18 protein-coding genes and 2 pseudogenes are annotated in these 23,009 nt (G+C 52.8%); 11 read left to right on the top strand and 9 right to left on the bottom strand.

Annotated elements, in window-relative coordinates; all coding sequences use genetic code 11:
* Positions 1 to 7: 7 nt before the first annotated feature.
* Positions 8 to 3,355 carry a mechanosensitive channel MscK gene (mscK, locus tag ACLHV9_RS05470; RefSeq protein ID WP_407220228.1) on the bottom strand — a complete coding sequence of 1,116 codons (3,348 nt, stop codon included), beginning with the start codon at positions 3,353 to 3,355 and terminating at the stop codon, positions 8 to 10.
* Between the two features lie 113 nt (positions 3,356 to 3,468).
* A complete protein-coding gene (gene acrR, locus ACLHV9_RS05465) occupies positions 3,469 to 4,122 on the bottom strand; it encodes a multidrug efflux transporter transcriptional repressor AcrR (protein WP_028017611.1) in 654 nt (217 codons plus the stop codon).
* A 141-nt stretch (positions 4,123 to 4,263) separates the two neighbouring features.
* On the opposite strand from acrR, the gene acrA reads away from it, so the two are divergent.
* From acrA to ACLHV9_RS05435, 6 genes are all read left to right on the top strand, one after another.
* Positions 4,264 to 5,457: a multidrug efflux RND transporter periplasmic adaptor subunit AcrA gene (gene acrA / locus ACLHV9_RS05460; protein WP_028017612.1), complete on the top strand. Its 1,194-nt coding sequence runs from the start codon at positions 4,264 to 4,266 to the stop codon at positions 5,455 to 5,457.
* Between the two features lie 22 nt (positions 5,458 to 5,479).
* Positions 5,480 to 8,626 carry a multidrug efflux RND transporter permease subunit AcrB gene (acrB, locus tag ACLHV9_RS05455; protein ID WP_028017613.1) on the top strand — a complete coding sequence of 1,049 codons (3,147 nt, stop codon included), beginning with the start codon at positions 5,480 to 5,482 and terminating at the stop codon, positions 8,624 to 8,626.
* Positions 8,627 to 9,139: 513 nt separating this feature from the next.
* Complete coding sequence (gene tomB, locus ACLHV9_RS05450) at positions 9,140 to 9,514, top strand: Hha toxicity modulator TomB (RefSeq protein ID WP_008499288.1); 375 nt, start codon at positions 9,140 to 9,142, stop codon at positions 9,512 to 9,514.
* 27 nt (positions 9,515 to 9,541) lie between these two features.
* A complete protein-coding gene (locus ACLHV9_RS05445) occupies positions 9,542 to 9,760 on the top strand; it encodes an HHA domain-containing protein (RefSeq protein WP_008499287.1) in 219 nt (72 codons plus the stop codon).
* Positions 9,761 to 9,970: 210 nt separating this feature from the next.
* Positions 9,971 to 10,522: a maltose O-acetyltransferase gene (gene maa / locus ACLHV9_RS05440; RefSeq protein ID WP_108090683.1), complete on the top strand. Its 552-nt coding sequence runs from the start codon at positions 9,971 to 9,973 to the stop codon at positions 10,520 to 10,522.
* Between the two features lie 117 nt (positions 10,523 to 10,639).
* Positions 10,640 to 11,107: a YlaC family protein gene (locus tag ACLHV9_RS05435; protein ID WP_028017615.1), complete on the top strand. Its 468-nt coding sequence runs from the start codon at positions 10,640 to 10,642 to the stop codon at positions 11,105 to 11,107.
* Here the strand turns inward: ACLHV9_RS05435 and ACLHV9_RS05430 are convergent.
* Positions 11,079 to 12,539 (bottom strand): PLP-dependent aminotransferase family protein, encoded by a 1,461-nt coding sequence (locus ACLHV9_RS05430; RefSeq protein ID WP_407220227.1) that lies wholly within the window; start codon positions 12,537 to 12,539, stop codon positions 11,079 to 11,081. The genes ACLHV9_RS05435 and ACLHV9_RS05430 overlap by 29 nt on opposite strands.
* A gap of 101 nt (positions 12,540 to 12,640) precedes the next feature.
* Here ACLHV9_RS05430 and ACLHV9_RS05425 point away from each other — a divergent pair, with 101 nt between their 5' ends.
* The gene (locus ACLHV9_RS05425; RefSeq protein WP_407220226.1) at positions 12,641 to 13,351 is read left to right on the top strand and encodes a GNAT family N-acetyltransferase; all 711 of its coding nucleotides are present in this window, start codon (positions 12,641 to 12,643) and stop codon (positions 13,349 to 13,351) included.
* Here ACLHV9_RS05425 and ykgO read toward each other — a convergent pair.
* A complete protein-coding gene (ykgO, locus tag ACLHV9_RS05420; protein WP_003859006.1) occupies positions 13,348 to 13,488 on the bottom strand; it encodes a type B 50S ribosomal protein L36 in 141 nt (46 codons plus the stop codon). The two genes, ACLHV9_RS05425 and ykgO, sit on opposite strands and share 4 nt — an antisense overlap.
* Positions 13,489 to 13,490: 2 nt before the next feature.
* Positions 13,491 to 13,751 carry a type B 50S ribosomal protein L31 gene (locus tag ACLHV9_RS05415; RefSeq protein WP_010428154.1) on the bottom strand — a complete coding sequence of 87 codons (261 nt, stop codon included), beginning with the start codon at positions 13,749 to 13,751 and terminating at the stop codon, positions 13,491 to 13,493.
* A gap of 221 nt (positions 13,752 to 13,972) precedes the next feature.
* Between ACLHV9_RS05415 and ACLHV9_RS05410 the strand changes: the two are divergent.
* From ACLHV9_RS05410 to ACLHV9_RS05400, 3 genes and pseudogenes are all read left to right on the top strand, one after another.
* A pseudogene (locus ACLHV9_RS05410) lies at positions 13,973 to 14,743 on the top strand (CSS-motif domain-containing protein); the annotation flags it as partial.
* Positions 14,744 to 14,804: 61 nt separating this feature from the next.
* Positions 14,805 to 15,956 (top strand): IS30-like element IS30 family transposase, encoded by a 1,152-nt coding sequence (locus ACLHV9_RS05405; RefSeq protein ID WP_001254932.1) that lies wholly within the window; start codon positions 14,805 to 14,807, stop codon positions 15,954 to 15,956.
* A gap of 7 nt (positions 15,957 to 15,963) precedes the next feature.
* A pseudogene (locus ACLHV9_RS05400) lies at positions 15,964 to 16,761 on the top strand (EAL domain-containing protein); the annotation flags it as partial.
* On the opposite strand, the gene ACLHV9_RS05395 reads toward ACLHV9_RS05400, so the two are convergent.
* A complete protein-coding gene (locus tag ACLHV9_RS05395; protein ID WP_028017619.1) occupies positions 16,754 to 17,026 on the bottom strand; it encodes a metal-sensing transcriptional repressor in 273 nt (90 codons plus the stop codon). The pseudogene ACLHV9_RS05400 and the gene ACLHV9_RS05395 overlap by 8 nt on opposite strands.
* Before the next feature lie 136 nt (positions 17,027 to 17,162).
* On the opposite strand from ACLHV9_RS05395, the gene ACLHV9_RS05390 reads away from it, so the two are divergent.
* On the top strand, positions 17,163 to 17,972 hold the full coding sequence (locus tag ACLHV9_RS05390) for a nickel/cobalt efflux protein RcnA (RefSeq protein WP_407220225.1): 810 nt from the start codon (positions 17,163 to 17,165) through the stop codon (positions 17,970 to 17,972).
* 39 nt (positions 17,973 to 18,011) lie between these two features.
* Here ACLHV9_RS05390 and ACLHV9_RS05385 read toward each other — a convergent pair whose 3' ends face one another.
* From ACLHV9_RS05385 to ACLHV9_RS05375, 3 genes are all read right to left on the bottom strand, one after another.
* Positions 18,012 to 21,101 (bottom strand): beta-galactosidase, encoded by a 3,090-nt coding sequence (locus tag ACLHV9_RS05385; RefSeq protein ID WP_410397552.1) that lies wholly within the window; start codon positions 21,099 to 21,101, stop codon positions 18,012 to 18,014.
* A gap of 104 nt (positions 21,102 to 21,205) precedes the next feature.
* Entirely contained in the window at positions 21,206 to 22,276 is a 1,071-nt protein-coding gene (locus ACLHV9_RS05380) for a LacI family DNA-binding transcriptional regulator (protein WP_407220223.1), read from the bottom strand.
* Positions 22,277 to 22,353: 77 nt separating this feature from the next.
* Entirely contained in the window at positions 22,354 to 22,965 is a 612-nt protein-coding gene (locus ACLHV9_RS05375) for a YczE/YyaS/YitT family protein (protein ID WP_028017623.1), read from the bottom strand.
* Positions 22,966 to 23,009: the final 44 nt, after the last annotated feature.

Here is a 23,009-nt window from a genome sequence, read left to right as displayed (position 1 = left end):
AAATAGATTAGGCAGGAGTAAGATCATCACCCTTAATGTCGCGCTTCACTTCCGTATGCTCGTCACCTTTCTCGTTACGCAGGTGAACTTCAAGCTGGTTGAAGGCGATATTAATATCGTTCTCACGACACAGGCGATCGATAGAGCGGTTCAGCTCATCCACGGTATAACTGCGGTCACGCAGTTCACGTACGTATAACCGCAGCTCGTGATCCAGAGTGCTCGGCCCAAAGGTCGTGAAGAAGACCGATGGCGCAGGATCGTGCATCACTTTCGGATGTTCAGACGCCGCCTGCAGCAGTACCTCTTTTACCTTATCCAGATCCGAACCGTAGGCCACGCCCAGGCGGATAACTACGCGCGTCACGGTGTCTGAAAGCGACCAGTTGATCAGGCGCTCGGTCACGAACGCTTTGTTCGGGATGATCACCTCTTTGCGATCAAAGTCGGTAATGGTGGTGGCTCGAATACGGATCTTGCTGACCGTACCGGAGAACGTGCCGATGGTGACGGTATCGCCGATACGAACTGGACGTTCGAACAGGATGATCAGGCCGGATACAAAGTTACCGAATATCTCCTGCAGGCCAAAACCAAGACCTACCGAGAGCGCGGCAGCCAGCCACTGCAGTTTGTCCCACGACACGCCCAGCGAGCCAAAGACCGTCATCGCTCCGACAATAATGATAACGTAGTTGAGGATCGTGGTAATGGCATAGGACGCCCCCTGACGCAGGTTCAGGCGCGACAGCACCAGTACTTCCAGCAGGCCCGGCAGGTTGCGAATCAGCGCCCAGGCCACCATCGACGAGACCAGCGCAAAGAGCAGGCTGCCCATGGTGACGCTCTTCATGACCGCAGCACCGGCTTCGGTACCGTTGTATTGCCAGAGGGTGATACTGTCCAGATAGGCGAAGACGGTAATTAAATCAGACCAGATAGCCCAGAACATCACCGCAAACAGAGCGACCATCACCAGCATGGTGATACGCAGCGTCTGCTGGTTGACCTGCTCCAGGGCGATGGTCGGCTCTTCCTGTGGCTCTGCCCCTTCCGCGCCCTCTTTTACCTGATGTTGACGACGCGCAATGGCACGGCGATAGGCGATACGACGGGCCGCAACACTCAAACCTCGCAGAACGGTCTGATAGAGCAGGTTCCAGATGATCACCAGATAAACCGTTTCAATCCAGCGACCAGACAGACGCAGCGTGGTGTAGAAGTAGCCCGTTGCCGTGAGCACCATCAGCGCCAGCGGAATGATTGCCAGTACCGTCACGGTAGCCAGACGAATATTGTGGGACTCTTTATCACGCCAGCTATCGCGGCACATCGGCCACATCAGAATGGCAATCAGGAGCAGGTTCAACAAAATAACCAGCTGCCCCAGTACATCATCCATCAGATGCAGCGGGGAAAGTTCAGAGACAACCGACCAGAAGTGCAGCGGCAGAAGGGCCAGGCTGATACGCACAATCTGACGACGCCAGTGGCTGGTCAGCTGCGCAGGCATGTTGAAATGGCGTACTGCCACGCCGTCTTTTTCCAGTACCTTCCAGCACAGACCAAACACCAGCCAGAACAGCGCCAGTTTCTTACTGAATGCCCACAGCAGATCGCTGACGTTAAGCTGCATCGTGAGCAGAATCAGACCTACCGCCAGGATAATCAGGCACACCGGCAGGGCGCGGATGAGGTCGATCAGAATCGCTTTCGGCGTATGAAGCTGGCTATCGTTTCGCAGTTGTCCCACTTCGGACGCCAGTTTCGCCTGATACTTCTTCAGCCAGCCCAGACGCCAGCGGATCAGACCGGCAATCAGCAGCAGCGGTAATCCCGCCAGGAAGGCAATCATCACCGCAGGCCAGGCTTTCTCCCAGTTCACGGTAATTTTCATGCTCTTGATCTGCGTTTTCAGCGTCTCAGGGAAGGATTTTATCCAGTCCCAGTCCATTGGCTTGTTGCTGTTTACCCAGAAAATCTGCTGCGTCAAAATTTCCTGCAGACTTTTCGAGACGCTCACCAACTGCTGCTGGTTGATCTGCAGGTTAATGGCCATCATCAACTGGTTGCCCAGCTGTTTGTTGAGCTGGTCCAGCAGTTCGCGACGCATATCCACTACCTGAAGTAGCGCATCGTGCACCTCCGGGTTCACGTCACTGGAATGGCCTTCTTCAATTTTGGCGACAAAGGTATCGCTCTGGAAAAGGGCATCTCGCTGCTGGTTGACATCAAACTGCTCCAGACGCAAATCCGCTATGCGGTTGGTCATATCCTCCAGTTCATCGGCAGACGGGAGCGTCTGCTGCTGCTGGTAGAGAATACGCGACAGGAGGAGGCTGCCTTTCAGAACCGCAATCTGCTCTTTAATGTTGCGTTCAGCCTGCAGCGCGCGGTCCAGCCAGTTTTTTACTTTGATATTTTGCTGAACCAGCGAGTTACCGCTTTCCGTCGCCTGTATCAGACGCTGGCTGAGCTGATGGTTAGCCTCGAGCTCCTGTTTCACCAGTGGGTTCGCCTGAATACGAGCGGTTTCGTCAGGTGATACTGCCTCCTGGGCGGTTTTTTCTGTCAGCGTCAGGCGTTTACTGTTAACCGCCTCCTGCAACAGCTGCAGCTGGTGTTCCAGGCGATTAATATTCGCGGTGACGTAATCACGCTGTTTCTGAAGCGTGTCCTGCAGCACCGTATTCCCTTCCAGGCTCTTACGCTGCTGTTCGATTTGCGCGTTGAGTAATGTTTGCTGAACCAGCAGCAGGGTTTGCTGCGTCGGGCGTAAAGTGCCCTCACCCACCGTCGTGCCATTCAGGCGGTTACGGATCTGCTGCAGCTGTTGGGACGCGGCGTACATTGCGTTTTGCACGCGCTCGGGCTGAGTCTGCAGTGAGACAAGTTGGCTATTATACGTTGCGAGATCGGACTGTGCGGTTTGCAGATCGTCAAGTGATTGCGAGACGCGCGACTCCAGCTGACGTAAAGAAAGGGTCGCGAGTGTTTTACGTGTTTCATCGTCGTTATCGACGTCACTCAGGGCATTCAGCGCATCCGTTGCCTTGCGCATGTTGTCAGGAGCCTGAGCCACCTTCTGACGCAGTTGCGCGGTTTCAGCTTTGACACGCTCAATTTTATCGTACGTTTCCAGCGTTTCCGTCAGATCCTGCTGGATAAGCTTCTCCTGAGGAGAGAGATCTTTCTGTTTGTTCAGGGTGTCGAGTTGCGACTGAACATCAGCGCGCGAGGGAATATCATTGCTGTTGTCGGCACGGGCCCAGGAAAGCGGTGCCGTGGCGAAGAAAAACAGCATCGCAAGGAGCAATGCAAAAACAGGATGTTGCGAGCGATTGATGGGCAGCATAGTCGTGAATGATGTCAGAAGATGACCGAAAATAGTCCGGCGTGAAGAATATCACGCTCGCCTGAAGCAGAATAGCGCGAACGTTATCCTCTGAGATAAATCCTGGAAAGGGATCAGGCCGTTAACGAAGGTGTGTCGCTGCGCAGCGTGGGGCAGAGCTGTAGCATTTCCAGTAAAATCGCCACATAACTGCGAGCTTCCTCTCTGAGGTCAAAGGATTCCGGCGCAAAAAGCCAGTTTTCCATCAGGCCCGAAATGTAGCTGCGCATCAGAATAGCCGCCCGTCGGGTCATCAGATTGGCCGGTAACAGCTTTGCCTGCATACACACGCTCAGGTTCTGTTCGATGCGGTCATAGCTCTCCAGGCTGAGACTGCGCTGCGCCTGCTGCACCACCGCCATCTCACCCACGAACTCGCATTTATGGAAAATAATTTCCATCATTAACCTGCGACGTTCCTCAACGACTGTCGCTTCAAGGATATATACTAATATTTCTCTTAATACTGAGAGTGGATCGTCAGGGAATTTTGCCCGATACTCACTCTCTAGATCGCTAATGCTGGACTCTGAAAGCTCCCAGATTTCACTGAACAGATCTGACTTGTCTTTAAAATGCCAGTAAATCGCTCCCCGTGTGACACCAGCGGCCTGAGCAATCTGTGCCAGCGAGGTTGATGAAACACCCTGCTGAGAGAACAAACGCATCGCCACATCCAGAATGTGTTGTCGGGTTTCCAGCGCTTGTTGTTTAGTTTTTCGTGCCATAGGTGGGTGAATTTACAGGAGTCAGATTTACATACATTTGTGAATGTATGTACCATAGCATGACGATAATATAAACGCAGCAATGGGTTTTTGGACTCAGGACCATTGATCAATTTGAAATCGGACACTAGAGGTTTACATATGAACAAAAACAGAGGGTTAACGCCTCTGGCGGTCGTTCTGATGCTCTCAGGCAGCTTAGCGCTTACAGGATGTGACAATAAACAGGCTCAACAAGGAGCTCAGCAGATGCCAGAAGTTGGCGTTGTGACGCTCAAATCCGAACCTCTTCAAATCACTACAGAATTACCCGGCCGTACAAATGCATATCGCATTGCGGAAGTTCGTCCTCAGGTGAGTGGCATTATCCTGAAACGTAACTTTACCGAAGGCGGGGATGTTAAAGCGGGTGAGTCTCTGTATCAGATTGATCCGGCAACCTATCAGGCATCTTATGAAAGCGCCAAAGGCGACCTGGCGAAAGCACAAGCCGCAGCCAAAATCGCCCAGTTGACGCTGAACCGCTACCAAAAACTGCTCGGTACCAAGTACATCAGCCAACAGGATTACGATACCGCCCTGGCAGATGCCCAGCAGGCTAACGCGGCCGTAGTGGCAGCGAAAGCAGCTGTCGAAACCGCCCGCATTAACCTGGCCTATACCAAAGTGACCTCTCCGATTAGCGGTCGTATTGGCAAATCTTCCGTGACGGAAGGGGCACTGGTGCAGAACGGTCAGGCCACTGCGCTGGCGACTGTGCAGCAGCTTGATCCAATCTACGTCGACGTGACCCAGTCGAGCAACGATTTCCTGCGTCTGAAACAGGAGCTGGCTAACGGCACCCTGAAGCAGGAAAACGGCAAAGCCAAAGTGGAACTGGTGACGAACGACGGTATCAAGTTCCCGCAGGAAGGTACGCTGGAATTCTCTGACGTGACGGTCGACCAGACCACCGGCTCCATCACCTTACGTGCGATTTTCCCGAACCCTGACAAGAATCTGCTGCCAGGTATGTTTGTTCGCGCACGTCTGGAAGAAGGGACCAACCCAACCGCCATTCTGGTTCCACAGCAGGGTGTGACCCGTACACCTCGCGGCGATGCGAGCGCACTGGTTGTCGGGGCTGATGACAAAGTCGAAACACGTAATATCACGGCAACACAGGCGATTGGCGATAAATGGCTGGTGACGGAAGGTCTGAAAGATGGCGATCGCGTGATTATTACTGGTTTGCAAAAAGTTCGTCCTGGCGCGCAGGTCAAAGCACAGGAAGTGAAATCTGACGATAAACAACAAGCTTCGGCCGCTGGCCAGTCAGAACAAACCAAGTCTTAACTTAAACAGGAGCCGTTAAGACATGCCTAATTTCTTTATCGATCGCCCCATATTTGCGTGGGTGATCGCCATAATCATCATGCTGGCTGGGGGACTTGCGATCCTGAAGCTGCCTGTCGCGCAATATCCGACCATTGCGCCACCGGCGGTGACAATTTCCGCAACCTACCCAGGGGCTGATGCGAAAACGGTGCAGGATACCGTTACTCAGGTTATCGAACAGAACATGAACGGTATTGATAACCTGATGTACATGTCCTCAAACAGTGACTCCACCGGTACGGTACAGATCACCCTGACCTTCCAGTCAGGTACTGATGCTGACATCGCGCAGGTTCAGGTGCAGAACAAACTGCAGCTGGCGATGCCACTGCTGCCGCAGGAAGTACAACAGCAGGGCGTGAGCGTCGAGAAATCGTCCAGTAGCTTCCTGATGGTTGTCGGCGTTATCAACACCAACGGCACCATGACGCAGGAGGATATTTCCGACTACGTGGGCGCCAACATGAAGGACGCCATTAGCCGTACTTCTGGTGTGGGTGACGTTCAGCTGTTCGGTTCCCAGTATGCAATGCGTATCTGGATGGACCCGAACAAACTGAACAACTTCCAGCTGACGCCGGTTGACGTCATCAGCGCCATCAAAGCCCAGAACGCCCAGGTTGCTGCCGGTCAGTTAGGGGGTACGCCACCGGTGAAAGGCCAGCAGCTTAACGCCTCGATCATTGCGCAAACGCGTCTGACCTCCGCCGATGAGTTCAGCAAAATTCTGCTGAAGGTGAATCAGGACGGTTCGCAGGTTCGCCTGCGTGACGTGGCGAAAGTGGAACTGGGCGGTGAGAACTACGACATCATCGCGAAGTACAACGGCAAACCGGCTTCCGGTCTGGGTATTAAGCTGGCGACAGGCGCTAACGCCCTGGACACCGCTACAGCGATCCGCGCAGAACTGAAGAAGATGGAACCGTACTTCCCGTCAGGCCTGAAGATCGTCTACCCGTATGACACCACGCCGTTCGTTAAAATCTCGATTCACGAAGTGGTTAAAACCCTGGTAGAAGCGATCATCCTGGTATTCCTGGTAATGTATCTGTTCCTGCAAAACTTCCGCGCGACGTTGATTCCAACCATCGCCGTTCCGGTTGTATTGCTCGGTACCTTTGCCATCCTGTCGATATTCGGTTATTCGATAAACACCCTGACGATGTTCGGGATGGTGCTCGCCATCGGCCTGCTGGTGGATGACGCCATCGTGGTAGTAGAGAACGTTGAGCGTGTAATGGCGGAGGAAGGTCTGCCGCCGAAGGAAGCCACCCGTAAATCAATGGGCCAGATCCAGGGCGCGTTGGTCGGTATCGCGATGGTACTGTCGGCGGTATTTATCCCGATGGCGTTCTTCGGGGGGTCTACCGGTGCGATTTATCGTCAGTTCTCGATTACCATTGTTTCTGCAATGGCGCTGTCGGTACTGGTTGCGTTGATCCTGACACCTGCACTGTGTGCCACCATGCTGAAGCCAATTCAGAAAGGTGGTCACGGCGAGCATAAAGGGTTCTTCGGCTGGTTTAACCGCATGTTTGATAAGAGTACGCACCACTACACCGACAGCGTGGGCAACATCCTGCGCAGTACCGGTCGTTACCTGCTGCTCTATATCATCATCGTGGTGGGCATGGCCTATCTGTTCGTTCGTCTGCCAAGCTCGTTCCTGCCAGACGAAGATCAGGGCGTGTTCCTGAGTATGGCTCAGCTTCCGGCGGGTGCGACACAAGAACGTACCCAGAAAGTACTGGATGAGATGACCGACTACTACCTCACCAAAGAGAAAGACAACGTTGAATCCGTATTTGCGGTTAACGGCTTTGGTTTTGCGGGTCGTGGTCAGAACACCGGTATTGCCTTCGTTTCCCTGAAAGACTGGTCTGAACGTCCAGGTAAGGAAAACAAGGTCGAGGCGATTACTGGCCGTGCCATGGGCACGTTCTCGAAGATCAAAGATGCGATGGTCTTTGCCTTCAACCTGCCTGCGATTGTTGAACTGGGTACGGCGACCGGTTTCGACTTCCAGCTGATTGACCAGGGTGGTCTGGGTCACGAGAAACTAACGCAGGCACGTAACCAACTGTTTGGCGAAGTGGCAAAACACCCTGACCTGCTGGTTGGCGTGCGCCCTAACGGCCTGGAAGATACGCCGCAATTCAAAATCGACATTGATCAGGAGAAAGCTCAGGCCCTGGGCGTTTCCATCAGTGACATCAATACCACTCTGGGTGCAGCCTGGGGCGGTAGCTACGTCAACGACTTCATCGACCGTGGTCGTGTGAAGAAAGTGTACGTGATGTCAGAAGCCCAATACCGTATGTTGCCGAACGATATCAATAACTGGTTCGTACGCGGCAGTAACGGCCAGATGGTACCTTTCTCCGCGTTCTCTACGTCACGCTGGGAATACGGTTCGCCGCGTCTGGAGCGCTATAACGGTCTGCCTTCCATGGAAATCCTGGGTCAGGCTGCTCCGGGTCGAAGCACCGGTGAAGCGATGGCGATGATGGAGCAACTGGCGAGCAAGCTGCCGTCGGGAATTGGCTACGACTGGACCGGTATGTCCTATCAGGAACGTCTGTCCGGTAACCAGGCCCCTGCCCTGTACGCCATTTCACTGATTGTGGTCTTCCTGTGTCTGGCAGCACTGTACGAGAGCTGGTCGATTCCGTTCTCCGTCATGCTGGTGGTTCCGCTGGGGGTTATCGGTGCACTGCTTGCCGCAACCTTCCGTGGCCTGACCAACGACGTGTACTTCCAGGTAGGCCTGCTGACAACCATTGGCTTGTCGGCGAAGAACGCGATACTTATCGTGGAATTCGCCAAAGATCTGATGGAGAAAGAAGGTAAAGGCCTGATTGAGGCGACGCTGGAGGCGGTACGTATGCGTCTGCGCCCAATTCTGATGACGTCTCTGGCGTTTATCCTCGGCGTTATGCCACTGGTTATCAGCTCTGGTGCTGGCTCCGGTGCACAGAACGCAGTAGGTACAGGTGTAATGGGTGGTATGGTCACCGCGACCGTTCTGGCCATCTTCTTCGTACCGGTGTTCTTCGTGGTGGTTCGCCGCCGCTTCAGCCGCAAGAATGAAGATGTTGAACACAGTCATTCAGTAGAACATCACTGATACCGGTTTCACATGATAAAAAGGCCGCATTAGCGGCCTTTTTCATTTCCTGAAAAAATCATAAAATACGCTTATTGTTTTTCCATTTATTTCCTGCCATGTTTATTAGGCATATCATAATTAACTGATCGCTTAATCGGTGAATTCGGGATTTTTTTAATTTCATTTCCACGCTTAAGCTATTAGGAATATTCCTAACAACAAGTTCGGACAAACAGAACTCCGGACCAGGACGTCTTCCCATCGTTTAAGCTAAACCAATGAAACGTAAGGAAGCGAAAAAAAATTCTTTGTTAATTTAGATCAAAATGTTCACTTCCGGACAAACATTTGCGTAAACGCTCGCAGTCTGCGGTTTTATTTGTAATTTTTCGTAATAGCGCGGTGAAATCTTGAATGGAGTGGCTTATAGTTAGAGATATCAGGAACACAGCACCCGTGTGGCTAAGTATGTTGTATCCATCCCGACAATGATGTTCGGTGAGTAAGAAATCACTCAGAAGGGGATGCGCTATGGACGAGTACTCGCCAAAAAGGCATGATATCGCGCAGTTGAAATTTCTCTGCGAATCCTTGTACCATGACTGCCTTGCCAATCTTGATGAAAGCAACCATGGCTGGGTGAACGACCCAACGTCTGCCATCAATTTACAGTTGAATGAGCTTATAGAGCATATCGCAACCTTCGCACTTAATTATAAAATTAAGTACAATGAAGATAATAAGCTCATTGAGCAAATTGATGAATACCTGGATGACACCTTTATGTTGTTCAGCAGTTACGGCATTAACGCCCAGGATTTGCAAAAATGGCGTAAATCGGGAAACCGGCTATTCCGCTGTTTCGTCAACGTGAGCAGAGCTAACCCGGTTAGTCTTTCCTGTTAAAATTATTACAATTACTAAGGTGAATTTATGTCTGATAAACCACTCACAAAGATCGATTATTTGATGCGCTTACGACGCTGTCAGTCAATTGACACGCTCGAACGTGTCATTGAAAAGAATAAATACGAGCTTTCTGATAATGAACTGGCGGTATTTTATTCAGCTGCAGACCATCGTCTTGCTGAGCTGACGATGAATAAGTTGTATGACAAAATTCCTACTTCTGTATGGAAATTTGTTCGTTAATCTTTGAAGTGTGCCTGTAGAGTTCTACGCCACGTTCTGAACTGTATTCACCTATCCAGCTATGCTCCCTGTGCAAAAGCCAGGTCTCCATGTAAAACATGCGCATCAACAACAATGTTGTGACAATAGTCACATCGGTTGTTAGGGAACGTTCCCATGTCGAGCGGTTAATATTACCCTGCGGTAAATACGTTCACAGAGGTTTCCAGGATGAGCATTGAAAAACTGAAGATGATTGCAGGTGAACCTTATCGCCCTGGTGATGAGACATTACGGACTGACCGCCTGCGGGCCCGCCATCTGGTTCATCGCTATAACCACACCGCACCTGATGAAAAAACAGAACGCCAGAACATTCTGGCGGAACTTCTGGGAAAAAGCGAAGGGGCTTATATTGAACCGAGCTTCCGATGCGACTACGGATATAACATTTATCTGGGTAAAGACTTTTACGCTAACTTCGACTGCGTGATGCTTGATGTGTGCCCAATTCACATTGGTGATAACTGCATGCTCGCGCCGGGAGTTCATATTTATACGGCAACCCATCCACTGGACGCCGAAGAACGTAATAGCGGCGTGGAGTTTGGCAAACCCGTGAGAATCGGTAACAATGTCTGGATTGGCGGACGTGCGGTCATTAATCCCGGCGTAACCATTGGCGATAATGTGGTGGTGGCCTCCGGCGCTGTCGTGACGAAAGACGTCCCGACCAATGTCGTCGTTGGCGGTAACCCGGCAAAAATCATCAAAAAACTGTAAGGCTGCGGGGAGTCAACTGTTATGGTCTTTTAGCGCCATACTGTTACTTTTTTCAACCAAATGGCTCCCCTAAAATTGGCAGATCCCCTGTATTGTCAACTCTCATGAAGGCAAAAAATGACCGAGATACAGCGCCTGCTCACTGCCACCATCGACGAACTTAACCTCCGCGAAAAGCGCGACAATCGCCCGCGCTTTAGCATTAGCTTTATCCGCAAACATCCCGGACTCTTTGTTGCAATGTATGCCGCCTGGCTGGCGACGCTTATTGTGATGCTGAAATCCGAAACGCTGGTGGACTCCGTCTGGCTGCTCGTTGTGCTGTTTGTTGTATTTAACGCCTTTTTCTTTTTCGACGTGAATCCCCGCTACCGCTACGAAGATATCGACGTACTCGATTTTCGGGTCTGCTACAACGGGGAATGGTACAACACCCGTTACGTACCAACAGAGCTAATCGACAGCATCATGCACTCTCCGGCTGTCGAAAACGTGCAAAAAGAGAAGCTACAGAAAATGATCTCTACCAAAGGTCAGCTTTCGTTCTACGATGTCTTTACCCTTTCTCGCCCTGTTGCTGCGTAATTAAGGCCTGCAGGCGTCGGATCCCCGGCACAAACTGAGAAGCAGAGGTATTGCCGTAACCTAATACCAGACCGGTTTGCCCCTGCTTCTTCTCCAGGTAATATCCGCTCAATGCAGCGGGGGCCAGCTGAAATGCCCTCGCCTGCTCCACCAGCTTCTGGTCATCAATCCCTTCTATCGCCAGCGTCAGATGCATTCCGCCCTCGCCAGCAAGAATGCGATGCGGAGTATGAAGCTCCCCGCTCAGCACCTCCCGTAACTGGCGGTAACGTTTACGATAGAGCCGACGCATGGCGGCAAGATGACGGGCATAATGGCCTTCTTCAATAAACAGCGCCAGAGTACGCTGTTCAGCACGGTGTCCGCCGCGTAACAGTGCACCAATAGCCGGATGAGCCGCATTTGCCAGCGCCGGGGGTAACACCATGAACCCCATTCTGAGTGACGGAAACAGCGTTTTACTGAATGTCCCCAGATAGACGACGGGGGCATTCGCTACCATTCCCAACATTGCCGGCACAGGCTCACCGGTGTAACGGAACTCACTGTCGTAATCGTCCTCAATAATCCAGGCGTTATGTTGCCGGGCAAGTTCCAGCAATGCCAGACGCCGCCGCGCACTGAGTACGCTTCCGTAAGGGAATTGATGTGAAGGCGAGGTGAAAATAAGCGAGGGGCAAGGAACATCCAGCCCTTCCCAGCACATTCCCTCGTCATCAACAGGTATTGCCGTCATCTTCAGACCGTTTTTTACAAAAGCACTTTTTGCCCCGCTATATCCGGGATTTTCCACCCACGCGACATCTCCCTGCTCGCTCAGCAGCATCGTGCAAAGATTGACGCCTTCCAGAGCGCCTTCCGTTATTACAATCTGGCTGGCGTCACAGTCAATTCCGCGAGACAGGGCAAGATGACGGGCAATGGCCGCCCGCAGCGACGGTTCCCCGGCAGGTGAACCATATCCCAACAGGCTACTCCCCTCCTCCCGCAACACGCGATCGAACAATCTTCGCCACAGCGGTAGAGGAAAATAGTTGATGGCAGGCGTCCCGGGGGTGAATGCCATAACCGGTGTATCCCGGGCCACTGGCGCTGGTAACAAGGAGACCCGCTTTGCGAGCGTGATGACAGAATCCGGCAATGCCCGGGCGACAGAACGGTGAGCTAACTGTGCCACACGCGTTCCCTGTCGGTTACGCAGTAAATATCCTTCGAGCGTGAGCTGATCCAGCGCTGCATTCACGGTGTTCCGCGAAAGAGAAAGTTGACGAGCCAGCGTCCGCGAACCCGCAAGCTGGCAGCCAGACTGTAACCTGCCGCACAGTATGGCCTCCCGCAATGTTAGATAGAGCGTACGTTGAAGCGTCTCCTCACCACGCGCTTTCAGAGCAGCATTGAGCAACGTATAAAATTCATCACCGGGTATATTCATCTCACCTCCGCCTGGTACCACCAAAACATAGCCGAGTGGTTCTTTTTATGGAACCAGTAACTCACTAGTCTGGAACTCTTTTCAACGTCACGGACATTAAGATGAAGACATTCAATCAGTTTGGTCAGCCAGTGGGTGAACCTCTTATCGACTGGCAACCTCGTCAGCACCCGTCTCGGGTCGTCCTTCAGGGGCGCTATTGTCGGCTTGAGCCTCTGCGAGTGGAGCATGCCGACGCACTGTTCAACGCTTATTCCCGGGCCGAAGATAGCCGCAGCTGGACATGGCTGCTACGGGAGCCAGATGCCTCAGCGGGTGAGTTTGCCGGGTGGGTGGCGAGCGTGTGCGAATTATCCGATCCCATTCACTTTACCGTACTTAATAACCACACACAGTCTCCTGTCGGAACACTGGCCCTGATGCGGATTGATCCTAAAAACGGTGTAGTGGAAGTGGGGCACGTTCATTTCTCCCCACTGTTAAGCCGCACGCCAGAGTCAACAGAAGCGCAATATCTGCTGATGCAGTACGTGTTCGATACGCTTGGCTACCGCCGTTATGAGTGGAAATGTAACAGTCTGAACGAGCCTTCGCGCAAAGCGGCACTGCGTCTTGGTTTTCAGTTTGAGGGGCGTTTTCGCCAGGCGCTGGTCACAAAAGGTCATAACCGGGATACCGACTGGTTTTCGATACTCGACAAAGAGTGGCCGGCGCTGGCGAAGGCCTTTGAAGGGTGGCTTGCCATCGACAATTTTACTGCCGATGGCAAACAGAAAAGATCCCTGGAAAGTTGGCGAGAAACACGCATCTAGCGTCTTTTTTTACGTCCCTGAACCGCCTTAAAGCGCGGGTTAGATTTGCAAATCACATATAAGCGTCCCTTGCGTTTGACTATCTGGCAATCCGGGTGACGCTGTTTCGCACTACGTAATGAGTTAAGTACCTGCATAGTTAGCCCCGCTTCGCATTAAGAAAACCACCAAAACGCTTGCGGAAGCGTGCCGCGCTGCCATCCGTAGAGAACGTTTTCTGCTTGCCGGTATAGAACGGATGCGATTTTGAAGAGACCTCAATAGTGATGTAGGGATAGGTTTCACCGTCGAGTTCAATTTCGCGGTCGGTCTTTATGGTCGAGCCAACTTTAAAGTACTCATTGGCACTGGTATCGTGGAAAACCACGGTGCGATAGGCGGGATGGATATCTGGTTTCATCGTAAGCTCTTTATGTTTTGTTATAACATAACAAAATGATATCGGAGCTCTGATGAAATAACAACCCCCCTCTATCCTGATGCTATTTTCTGATTTGCCTTAGATAAAATGAAAACCAGGCTACACACGTGCTATAACTACATCATTTCGCGGTAAAATCTTTCTCTTCAGGCAGGGAACTCTGTACCCAGGAACGGGCATATGAGGAAGGAAACGACAGCATGAAAACCCGGCATATGGTCAGTCTGGTGACTGGCGTACTTATCTTTTCTGTGTTGATCCCCATTTGCCTTAGCATCTGGCTGGCGCACCGCCAGGCGGAAGAAAAATTTGTCGATGCGCTGGACAGGTATGCCTCACGTGTACTGGTACGTACTGACATGGTTATGGCGCAGGCAAAAGAGGCGCTAAATCATTTGCAGGCCTTTAAGGGAGTCCCCTGTAGCCCTACGCATTTAATGGAAATGCGCCGGTCCGCTTTCTCGTGGCGTTATGTCCAGGAAGTTATCTATGTAGACAATCTTAAGCCCCTCTGCTCCTCCCTGGAGCAAACCAGCAAAGCGGTCTCTTTTCCCCCTCCAATGCGTATTACAGAAGATGGTTACAGCACATGGTTGACCACACAAAACGATCTCGGCTTTAACCGCTATATGGCTGTCATGGGGAAAGGCCATTACCTTGTACTGATTGATCCCGCCTCGCTTGTCGATGTAATCCCTTTCAGTCAACTCACGATCAATGCCTCCCTGGTGGGGCATAAAACACATCTCATTTTTGCCAGCAGTAACAAACTTGATCCGCATATCCGTAACATGGTTATGGGGCAGAAGGTCTCCAGCATTCAGTACAACGGGTCAATGTACATCATGAAGCCGGTGCCTGAGTTAGGGTTTACGATCGTGGCCTGGGCTGCACTCAAGCCACTGGCTGAAACCTGGCACCAGCAGCTTATTTTCTGGCTACCTTTCGGCATACTGATAAGCCTGCTTGCTGTAGATTCAATTGGTCAACGCAACAGTTATGTGAAAACATGGGGTTGCGGAGGTTTTTTGAATGAGACGAACATTTACAGCAGAGGAAAAAGCCTCTGTTTTTGAACTATGGAAGAACGGAACAGGCTTCAGTGAAATAGCGAATATCCTGGGTTCAAAACCCGGAACGATCTTCACTATGTTAAGGGATACTGGCGGCATAAAACCCCATGAGCGTAAGCGGGCTGTAGCTCACCTGACACTGTCTGAGCGCGAGGAGATACGAGCTGGTTTGTCAGCCAAAATGAGCATTCGTGCGATAGCTACTGCGCTGAATCGCAGTCCTTCGACGATCTCACGTGAAGTTCAGCGTAATCGGGGCAGACGCTATTACAAAGCTGTTGATGCTAATAACCGAGCCAACAGAATGGCGAAAAGGCCAAAACCGTGCTTACTGGATCAAAATTTACCATTGCGAAAGCTTGTTCTGGAAAAGCTGGAGATGAAATGGTCTCCAGAGCAAATATCAGGATGGTTAAGGCGAACAAAACCACGTCAAAAAACGCTGCGAATATCACCTGAGACAATTTATAAAACGCTGTACTTTCGTAGCCGTGAAGCGCTACACCACCTGAATATACAGCATCTGCGACGGTCGCATAGCCTTCGCCATGGCAGGCGTCATACCCGCAAAGGCGAAAGAGGTACGATTAACATAGTGAACGGAACACCAATTCACGAACGTTCCCGAAATATCGATAACAGACGCTCTCTGGGGCATTGGGAGGGCGATTTAGTCTCAGGTACAAAAAACTCTCATATAGCCACACTTGTAGACCGAAAATCACGTTATACGATCATCCTTAGACTCAGGGGCAAAGATTCTGTCTCAGTAAATCAGGCTCTTACCGACAAATTCCTGAGTTTACCGTCAGAACTCAGAAAATCACTGACATGGGACAGAGGAATGGAACTGGCCAGACATCTAGAATTTACTGTCAGCACCGGCGTTAAAGTTTACTTCTGCGATCCTCAGAGTCCTTGGCAGCGGGGAACAAATGAGAACACAAATGGGCTAATTCGGCAGTACTTTCCTAAAAAGACATGTCTTGCCCAATATACTCAACATGAACTAGATCTGGTTGCTGCTCAGCTAAACAACAGACCGAGAAAGACACTGAAGTTCAAAACACCGAAAGAGATAATTGAAAGGGGTGTTGCATTGACAGATTGAATCTACAGCCGCGTTCTTCGTCTTGCGCGTATTGCGCCGTATCCAGTCGCCGCGCAATCGCCTGCTTGACGCCATTAACAGCCGCGACATTGTGATTCACTATCAACCCATTGTGGCACTCTGTAGCGGAAAAATTGTGGGTGCTGAAGCGCTGGCACGCTGGCCTCAGCCAGACGGGAGCATTCTCGCGCCAGATATTTTTGTTCCACTTGCTGAGCAAACCGGGCTCATCTCGCAGCTGACCCAGTTAGTTATCGAAAAAGTATTCGAAGATATGGGCAACTGGCTGCACCTTCACGAGGAACAGCATATCTCCATCAACCTCGCGCCTGCGGATTTGACCTCCGGCGATCTGCCACCTCTGCTGGGTCAATTACTGAATAAGTGGGCAGTCCATCCGAAACAAATCGCCCTTGAGTTAACCGAACGTGGCTTTGCCGACCCTAAAATCAGCGCGCCAGCCATCGCCGCCTTCCGTCGTTCAGGGCACTCTGTCTATATTGATGATTTTGGCACTGGCTATTCCAGCCTGAGCTATCTGCAGGATCTTGATGTCGATACGCTAAAAATTGATAAATCGTTTGTGGATGCACTGGAGTACAAAAACGTCACCCCGCACATTATTGAAATAGCGAAATCGCTGAAACTGGCGATGGTTGCGGAAGGGATTGAGACCGCAGGACAGCTCGAGTGGTTGCACCGCCACGGGGTGCAGTATGGACAGGGGTGGTACTACAGTAAGGCGCTACCAAAAGCGGAATTTATTTTTTGGGCAGAAAATAACCTCAGGTTGCATTCTACTTAAGGTAGGATTTGATCACCTGTAACACCACGCCAAGATCGGCTTCACGCTTTGCTTCTTCGGGCTCTTTCACCACGTGATCGGTTAAATGCCCTTCGATCACCTGCATCATCATGCCGTTAACCGCTCCACGGATCGCCGCCAGCTGTTGTAGCACCTCGGCACATTCGTGATCACTGTCCAGCATTTTCTCCAGGGCGTTACTCTGCCCCTGAATTTTCTTCAGGCGAGTCAATAACATTTTCTTGTCGCGAACGGTATGTGACATCTGGTGATCCCTTCTCTCTTTTGACGTTTAAAGCATATCACGCTCTACTCCCCCTGAGTATTTTTCTACTGGGGGGTAGTATTAATCTACTGGGGGGGAGTAGTATTTGATCTCGCTTTCCATTCCGGAATCTTCGATGAACGATTTTGCTTCACTCCTGCAACAGGGCAACGCCTGGCTGTTTGTCCCCAGCGCTATCCTGCTCGGCGCGCTGCATGGCCTCGAACCGGGCCACTCAAAAACGATGATGGCCGCCTTTATCGTGGCAATCCGTGGTACGATGAAACAGGCTGTGATGCTCGGTCTGTCGGCAACACTTTCCCACACGGCGGTGGTCTGGATCATTGCCATGGCTGGTTTATGGTTTGGTCAGGGATGGGATGCACACACGTCCGAACCCTGGTTCCAGCTGATCTCCGGGGTATTGATCATAGCAATCGCCTTGTGGATGGCCTGGCGAACCTGGAAAGAGAGTCAGCCGCACGATCATCATCACGATCACCACCATGACCATGACCACCATCATGAGCATCACCACCATGGACATCAACTGGTTGAGGAGGAGTGGCAGGACGCCCATCAACGGGCACACGCACAGGATATTAACCGACGTTTCAACGGTCAAAACGTCACCACCGGGCAGATCGCGATGTTTGGCCTGACCGGGGGGCTTATCCCCTGCCCAGCATCAATAACTGTCCTGCTGATCTGCCTGCAGCTGAAGCATTTTGCCCTCGGCGCAACGCTGGTGTTCAGTTTCAGCATTGGCCTGGCGATCACGCTGGTGGCTTCCGGCGCAATTGCCGCCTTAAGCCTCAAGCACGCGACCAAACGCTGGCCCGGGTTTAGCGAATTCTCCCGTAAAGCGCCATGGATCTCCGCTGCGCTGATTACCATAGTAGGGATTTACATGAGCCTGCATGGCCTGAGCGGCATTCTGGCGTAAGACTGCGGCCACGCTCTGTGGCCGCATCTTCATGGTCAGTTAAGAGTTCTGCTGCCAGCTGAAGGTATAGCGAAGCTGGCGTGTCTGCAGGATGAACTCCGGAGAGACGCTGGGGCTCCAGGAGTCGTCGCCGCCCACGCCCATATGGAACGCATCGAGATTGAGCCAGCAACCCGGCTCCTCACACAACAAATGATGGTGAGTTGTCTCACGCAACTGTTGTTGGCTGTAGCGGCTCACGGAGAAATGGAACCTACCCTTTAACTGGTGCCTTCCCAGCACAACTTCACGTGTATCGCAGCGCAAACCATTCTCCGTAGGGAAAATATACGGTGTGTGCATCGCCTCCAGTGGTAGTGTCCAGCGCCCCTGCTGTGCTGCCAGCTTTCTGTCCGGGTAGTTTTCGTGTGGTCCCAGTCCCAGCCAGTGGACGTTTTCCGGCGTTTCGAGGAGATGAACGCTCAGTCCAACGCGCGCGGGCTGCGGAATATCAGACGCAATATCGACCTGAATGTCACCATGCAGCACACCCTGATCGTCCACCCGCCAGATTTTACGACTCAGGAACAGCGCTTTGCCGCGAAACTCCAGAGCATGCAGGGTGGTCACTACCACCTCACCTGCGTGCTGCTCTGAGCCACACTGCAGAACGCGCGAAGTAAGATCGTACATACCCGCCGCTTTCCAGCGTTCAACCCAGGCATTCGGATCGATCTGCGTCGCTTCACTCACGCCAATGTCGTTGTCCAGTGGCGCACGGCTAAAGTTATCCGTCACAGGTGAAATCAGCGTTTCAACACCATTTCGCCACCACTGAGTCAGGTTTCCGGATGCGCAATCAAACTGCCAGCGCTGTTGACGATGCGTGACCTCCAGGAAGCGGTCGTGTTGCATTAAAACCGGAGGCTCGCCCGCGGGAGCTGGCGGAGAGATAAACAGCGGAGCCGGAAGCGGCCACTGTTCCCACGCGCAGCGATGATCTGCCGGTGACCACGGTGTTGCCCGCGTCTGAAATACTTCGACATTCAGCCAGACTTCACCCGGTTCTGGCGTGATCTCCGGAAGATCGATTTCCACATGCTGAGTCTCTCCAGGAGCAACAGCGAGTGTGACCTCGCCCGCGTCCAGTACGTTCCCATCCCTGGTAATCGTCCATCTCAGCACCTCGTTATCGGTATGGCGGAACAGATAGTCGCTTTTTACCGCGATTACCCGCGGAGACGTACTCACCCACGTAAATGTGAAAAACTGCTGCGCACGCTGCGCCTCATACAGCGCCGGATGTGGCGTGCGATCGGGGAACACCAGGCCATTGAGGCAGAACTGACGGTCATTCGGTTTATCGCCAAAGTCCCCGCCGTACGCCCAGAACGTGTTGCCATTTTCATCTTTTTTCGTCAGGGCCTGATCGACCCAGTCCCAGACAAAGCCACCCTGCAGGCGAGGATGACTGCGAAACGCCTGCCAGTATTTCGCGAACCCACCGAAGCTGTTCCCCATCGCGTGGGCGTATTCGCAGAGGATCAGCGGACGCGTTTCATCCGGCATGCCGATCCATTTTTTGATTGACCATTTGGGTACAGCAGGGAAAGGCTGGTCCTGATCGACCCGGGCGTACATCGGGCAAACAATATCGGTCGCGGCTGTGTTCGCGCCGCCACCTTCATACTGTACCGGGCGCGTTGGATCCGTGGATTTCACCCAGCGATACAGTGCGTCGTGGTTTGCACCGTGCCCGGACTCATTACCCAGCGACCAAATGATAATTGAGGGATGATTACGATCGCGCTGCACCATGCGGGTCACACGCTCGCTCATAGCAGGCAACCAGCGCGGATCGTCTGCGAGGCGACTCATCGGCACCATGCCATGGGTTTCGATATTAGCTTCGTCAATGACATATAGCCCGTAGCGGTCGCATAACGTGTACCACAGCGGATGGTTTGGGTAGTGCGAGCAGCGCACAGCGTTGAAGTTGTGCTGCTTCATGATTTCGATATCGCGCCGCATCGTCGCTTCGTCCATCACCTGGCCATTTTCCGGATGATGTTCGTGCCGATTTACCCCGCGGATCAGCAGCGGTTTACCGTTGAGTTTCAGCAGACCGTTACTGATTTCAACGCGACGGAAGCCAACATCGCAGGCTTCAATCTCCAGCACGTTGCCCTGCACATCCCGAAGCGCGATCGTCAGGCGATACAGCTCCGGCGTTTCAGCACTCCATAACGCTGGGGCATCAACGGGAATGGCTACCGTTAAACGCTCGGCCCAACAGCCGCGCTCGTCCACAATAACAGACCCAGGGCACTGGGTTGCGCTGACGCATTTTTCCCCCTTACGCCACAGGGTAAAGACCACCTCGCAGTCCGTAAAACCAGCGCCTGCAAGCTGGACGTCGACCTTCAGCACTGCACGGTCCAGCTCTGCATTCAGGTCTGTCGCCACCTGATAATCGGCAATCTGCGTCTCAGGTTTATGCAGCAATGACACATCACGGAAAATGCCGCTCATGCGCCACATATCCTGATCTTCCAGATAACTCCCATCACACCAGCGTAAGACCATAACTGCCAGGCGGTTTTGTCCGGGGCGTAATGCCGCCGAGAGATCAAACTCGGCGGGGAGTCGGCTGTCCTGTGAATACCCCATCCACTGCCCGTTGCACCACAGATGAAACGCCGAGTTCACGCCGTCAAAGATAATCCGGGTTTGCCCGCTCTGCAGCCAGGCGTCATCCACTTCAAATGTGAGCGAATAACAACCGGTCGGATTTTCCTGCGGAACGAAAGGTGGGTTAACAGGTATTGGATAAGTAACGTTGGTGTAGATGGGGGTATCAAAACCCTGCATCTGCCAGTTAGACGGTACGGGCATCGTGACAGCATCCGCGCAATCTTCTGTCACCCATTTCTGGGGAACCTGCTCCGGCGCTGGAAAGTAGCTAAATTGCCATTCCCCGTTAAGGGAGCGTTTGCTGAGAGATGCGGCATCATCCCGGGCAGGTTGTTCATGATGCCAACTGTGTAACGGCGCGTGTGCGGCCAGGCGGTTCCACTGGGTTACCCCTGGGTTTTCCCAGTCCCGACGGGCTAGAATTGCGCTGAGAGTCAGCGATAGTGTGTTGGGCATATCAACCTCTTTTGCGAAGCGCTCACAATTTTGCTTAACATGCCCTGCCACTGGGTTACGGTAAAGTGTTCGATCGTGGGGTAGCGAGTCAGATCACAAAAGTCTTATTTACGGGCAAGTTGTTCAGCCCGTAGCGCCAGGCTTCTGAGCTGCTGCGCGAGATCCTCATATTCTGCCTGCTGCGGCGCACGGCGCGCGCTGGAATGACGGGTCACCAGCGTAACAGGCAACTGAACCTGCCAGCACTCTTCTCCCTGAGTGGGCGCCAGCAGCCACTCCACACTTTGCTCTCCCGCCTCACGAAACGCCTGGCGAACGGTTGTCAGCGGCGGGGAAAACCAGGCGCTGTCTGCGGTATCGTCAAATCCAACCACGGATATCTGGCCGGGAATGGATATCCCCTTTTCTGCGCAGGCACGCATTACTCCGAGCGCCATTTGATCGTTCGCTACCAGAATGGCATCAGGTAATTCCACCGCCGATAACAGCAGATATCCTTTCTCATATCCACAAGCCGCACTCCAGTCACCGTATGCCAACGCGATGGGTTCAAGGCCAGCCTCTGCCAGCGTAGCTTTCCAACCCGCCAGACGCGCCCGCGCAGAAACCGAGCTTTCCGGTCCGCTCAGGAGGGCAATGCGTTGATGCCCTAATGAAAGTAAATGCTCAACGCCCAGACGTGCCCCCTGCGCGGCATTAAACACCAGGCTGTTCACCTGCGCTGCAGGCGATACATCAATGAACAGCACCGGGACGGGTGACGCCAGCGCCCTGAGCTGTTCAGCGAGACGATCGTCAAGCGGAACATTCACCAGTAGCGCTTCCACGCGCTGCGCCAGCAATGCCTGAAGTGCGATCTGACACTGCTGCGGTTGCTCAACCATGGAAATAAGGACGCTCGCCCCCTGTTCCGACGCACGCAATTTTACCGCCGACACAATTTGTGAAGGCGCGTGCAGGGCCAGGTCGGTAGTGATGAGACCCAACGTACGGGTGCGTTTACCCGCCAGCTGCTGTGCCCGAAGGTTAGGGACATAGTGCAGCTCCGCCATCGCCTGCTGCACCTTTTCCCGCGTGCGGGCAGAGACGTGTTCCGCATCGTTAATAACGCGGGACACGGTCTGATAAGAAACCCCCGCAAGGAGGGCAACATCATAGAGTGTGATTGCTTTCATGCATTCTGGCATCGCAATTTTAGAAGCTTCTATTCTGGCACAGCGATGCCGTTAAAGCATGTGAGCGCTTCGCAAAATTAAACAACCCGTTCCGGCTGAGATACTTCCTCAATGCGCGGCTTCTGGCGGAACCAGGGCAGACAGAGCTGGATAAGCGGGCCAATGGTCAGGGCATACAAGACGGTTCCCACACCAAACGTGCCGCCAAGCACGCACCCAATCAGCAGGACGGACACTTCAATTGACGTACGCACGCTGCGAATGGACCACCCCAGCCGGGCATGAATACCGGTCATCAGACCGTCGCGCGGTCCAGGTCCGAAACCGGCACCGATGTACATGCTGGTCGCAATCGCGTTCATCACGATGCCCGACACCAGGAAAGCGATTCGAACGGATAAGGAATCAAGTTCCGGAATAAGCGCCATGCTGGCGTCCGCCGCCAGACCGATACAAATCACGTTACTGATTGTGCCAAGGCCCGGCATCTGACGCAGTGGGATCCACAGCAGCAGCACCGCAGCGCCGGTCACAATGATCACCGTCCCGATAGTCATTCCCAGCTGTATCCCCACCCCAAGGTGAAAAACATCCCAGGGATCGACACCCAAATCGGAACGAATAAACATTGCGGTGGAAAGGCCATACAGTCCTAAACCGACATAGAGTTGTAGCAGGCGACGTACCATTTTTTATCTTCTCCAGTGAACCAGGCTTTCATCCTGACCTAAAA

This window comes from Enterobacter sp. CPE_E890 (assembly GCF_046521475.1).
GTDB classification, from domain to species: domain Bacteria; phylum Pseudomonadota; class Gammaproteobacteria; order Enterobacterales; family Enterobacteriaceae; genus Enterobacter; species Enterobacter adelaidei.
Note: the sequence above shows the minus strand (reverse complement) of the source record. Positions and strands in the feature narration are given on the sequence as shown.

What these genes read in the sequence shown, in the direction of transcription:
- ACLHV9_RS05405 (WP_001254932.1), top strand. Translation starts at nt 14,805, where the DNA reads ATGAGACGAACATTTACAGCAGAGGAAAAAGCCTCTGTTTTTGAACTA.
- maa (WP_108090683.1), top strand. Translation starts at nt 9,971, where the DNA reads ATGAGCATTGAAAAACTGAAGATGATTGCAGGTGAACCTTATCGCCCT.
- ACLHV9_RS05380 (WP_407220223.1), bottom strand. Translation starts at nt 22,276, where the DNA reads ATGAAAGCAATCACACTCTATGATGTTGCCCTCCTTGCGGGGGTTTCT.
- ACLHV9_RS05445 (WP_008499287.1), top strand. Translation starts at nt 9,542, where the DNA reads ATGTCTGATAAACCACTCACAAAGATCGATTATTTGATGCGCTTACGA.
- tomB (WP_008499288.1), top strand. Translation starts at nt 9,140, where the DNA reads ATGGACGAGTACTCGCCAAAAAGGCATGATATCGCGCAGTTGAAATTT.
- ACLHV9_RS05395 (WP_028017619.1), bottom strand. Translation starts at nt 17,026, where the DNA reads ATGTCACATACCGTTCGCGACAAGAAAATGTTATTGACTCGCCTGAAG.
- ykgO (WP_003859006.1), bottom strand. Translation starts at nt 13,488, where the DNA reads ATGCAGGTACTTAACTCATTACGTAGTGCGAAACAGCGTCACCCGGAT.
- ACLHV9_RS05390 (WP_407220225.1), top strand. Translation starts at nt 17,163, where the DNA reads ATGAACGATTTTGCTTCACTCCTGCAACAGGGCAACGCCTGGCTGTTT.
- acrR (WP_028017611.1), bottom strand. Translation starts at nt 4,122, where the DNA reads ATGGCACGAAAAACTAAACAACAAGCGCTGGAAACCCGACAACACATT.
- acrB (WP_028017613.1), top strand. Translation starts at nt 5,480, where the DNA reads ATGCCTAATTTCTTTATCGATCGCCCCATATTTGCGTGGGTGATCGCC.
- ACLHV9_RS05385 (WP_410397552.1), bottom strand. Translation starts at nt 21,101, where the DNA reads ATGCCCAACACACTATCGCTGACTCTCAGCGCAATTCTAGCCCGTCGG.
- ACLHV9_RS05375 (WP_028017623.1), bottom strand. Translation starts at nt 22,965, where the DNA reads ATGGTACGTCGCCTGCTACAACTCTATGTCGGTTTAGGACTGTATGGC.
- ACLHV9_RS05415 (WP_010428154.1), bottom strand. Translation starts at nt 13,751, where the DNA reads ATGAAACCAGATATCCATCCCGCCTATCGCACCGTGGTTTTCCACGAT.
- ACLHV9_RS05425 (WP_407220226.1), top strand. Translation starts at nt 12,641, where the DNA reads ATGAAGACATTCAATCAGTTTGGTCAGCCAGTGGGTGAACCTCTTATC.
- acrA (WP_028017612.1), top strand. Translation starts at nt 4,264, where the DNA reads ATGAACAAAAACAGAGGGTTAACGCCTCTGGCGGTCGTTCTGATGCTC.
- mscK (WP_407220228.1), bottom strand. Translation starts at nt 3,355, where the DNA reads ATGCTGCCCATCAATCGCTCGCAACATCCTGTTTTTGCATTGCTCCTT.
- ACLHV9_RS05430 (WP_407220227.1), bottom strand. Translation starts at nt 12,539, where the DNA reads ATGAATATACCCGGTGATGAATTTTATACGTTGCTCAATGCTGCTCTG.
- ACLHV9_RS05435 (WP_028017615.1), top strand. Translation starts at nt 10,640, where the DNA reads ATGACCGAGATACAGCGCCTGCTCACTGCCACCATCGACGAACTTAAC.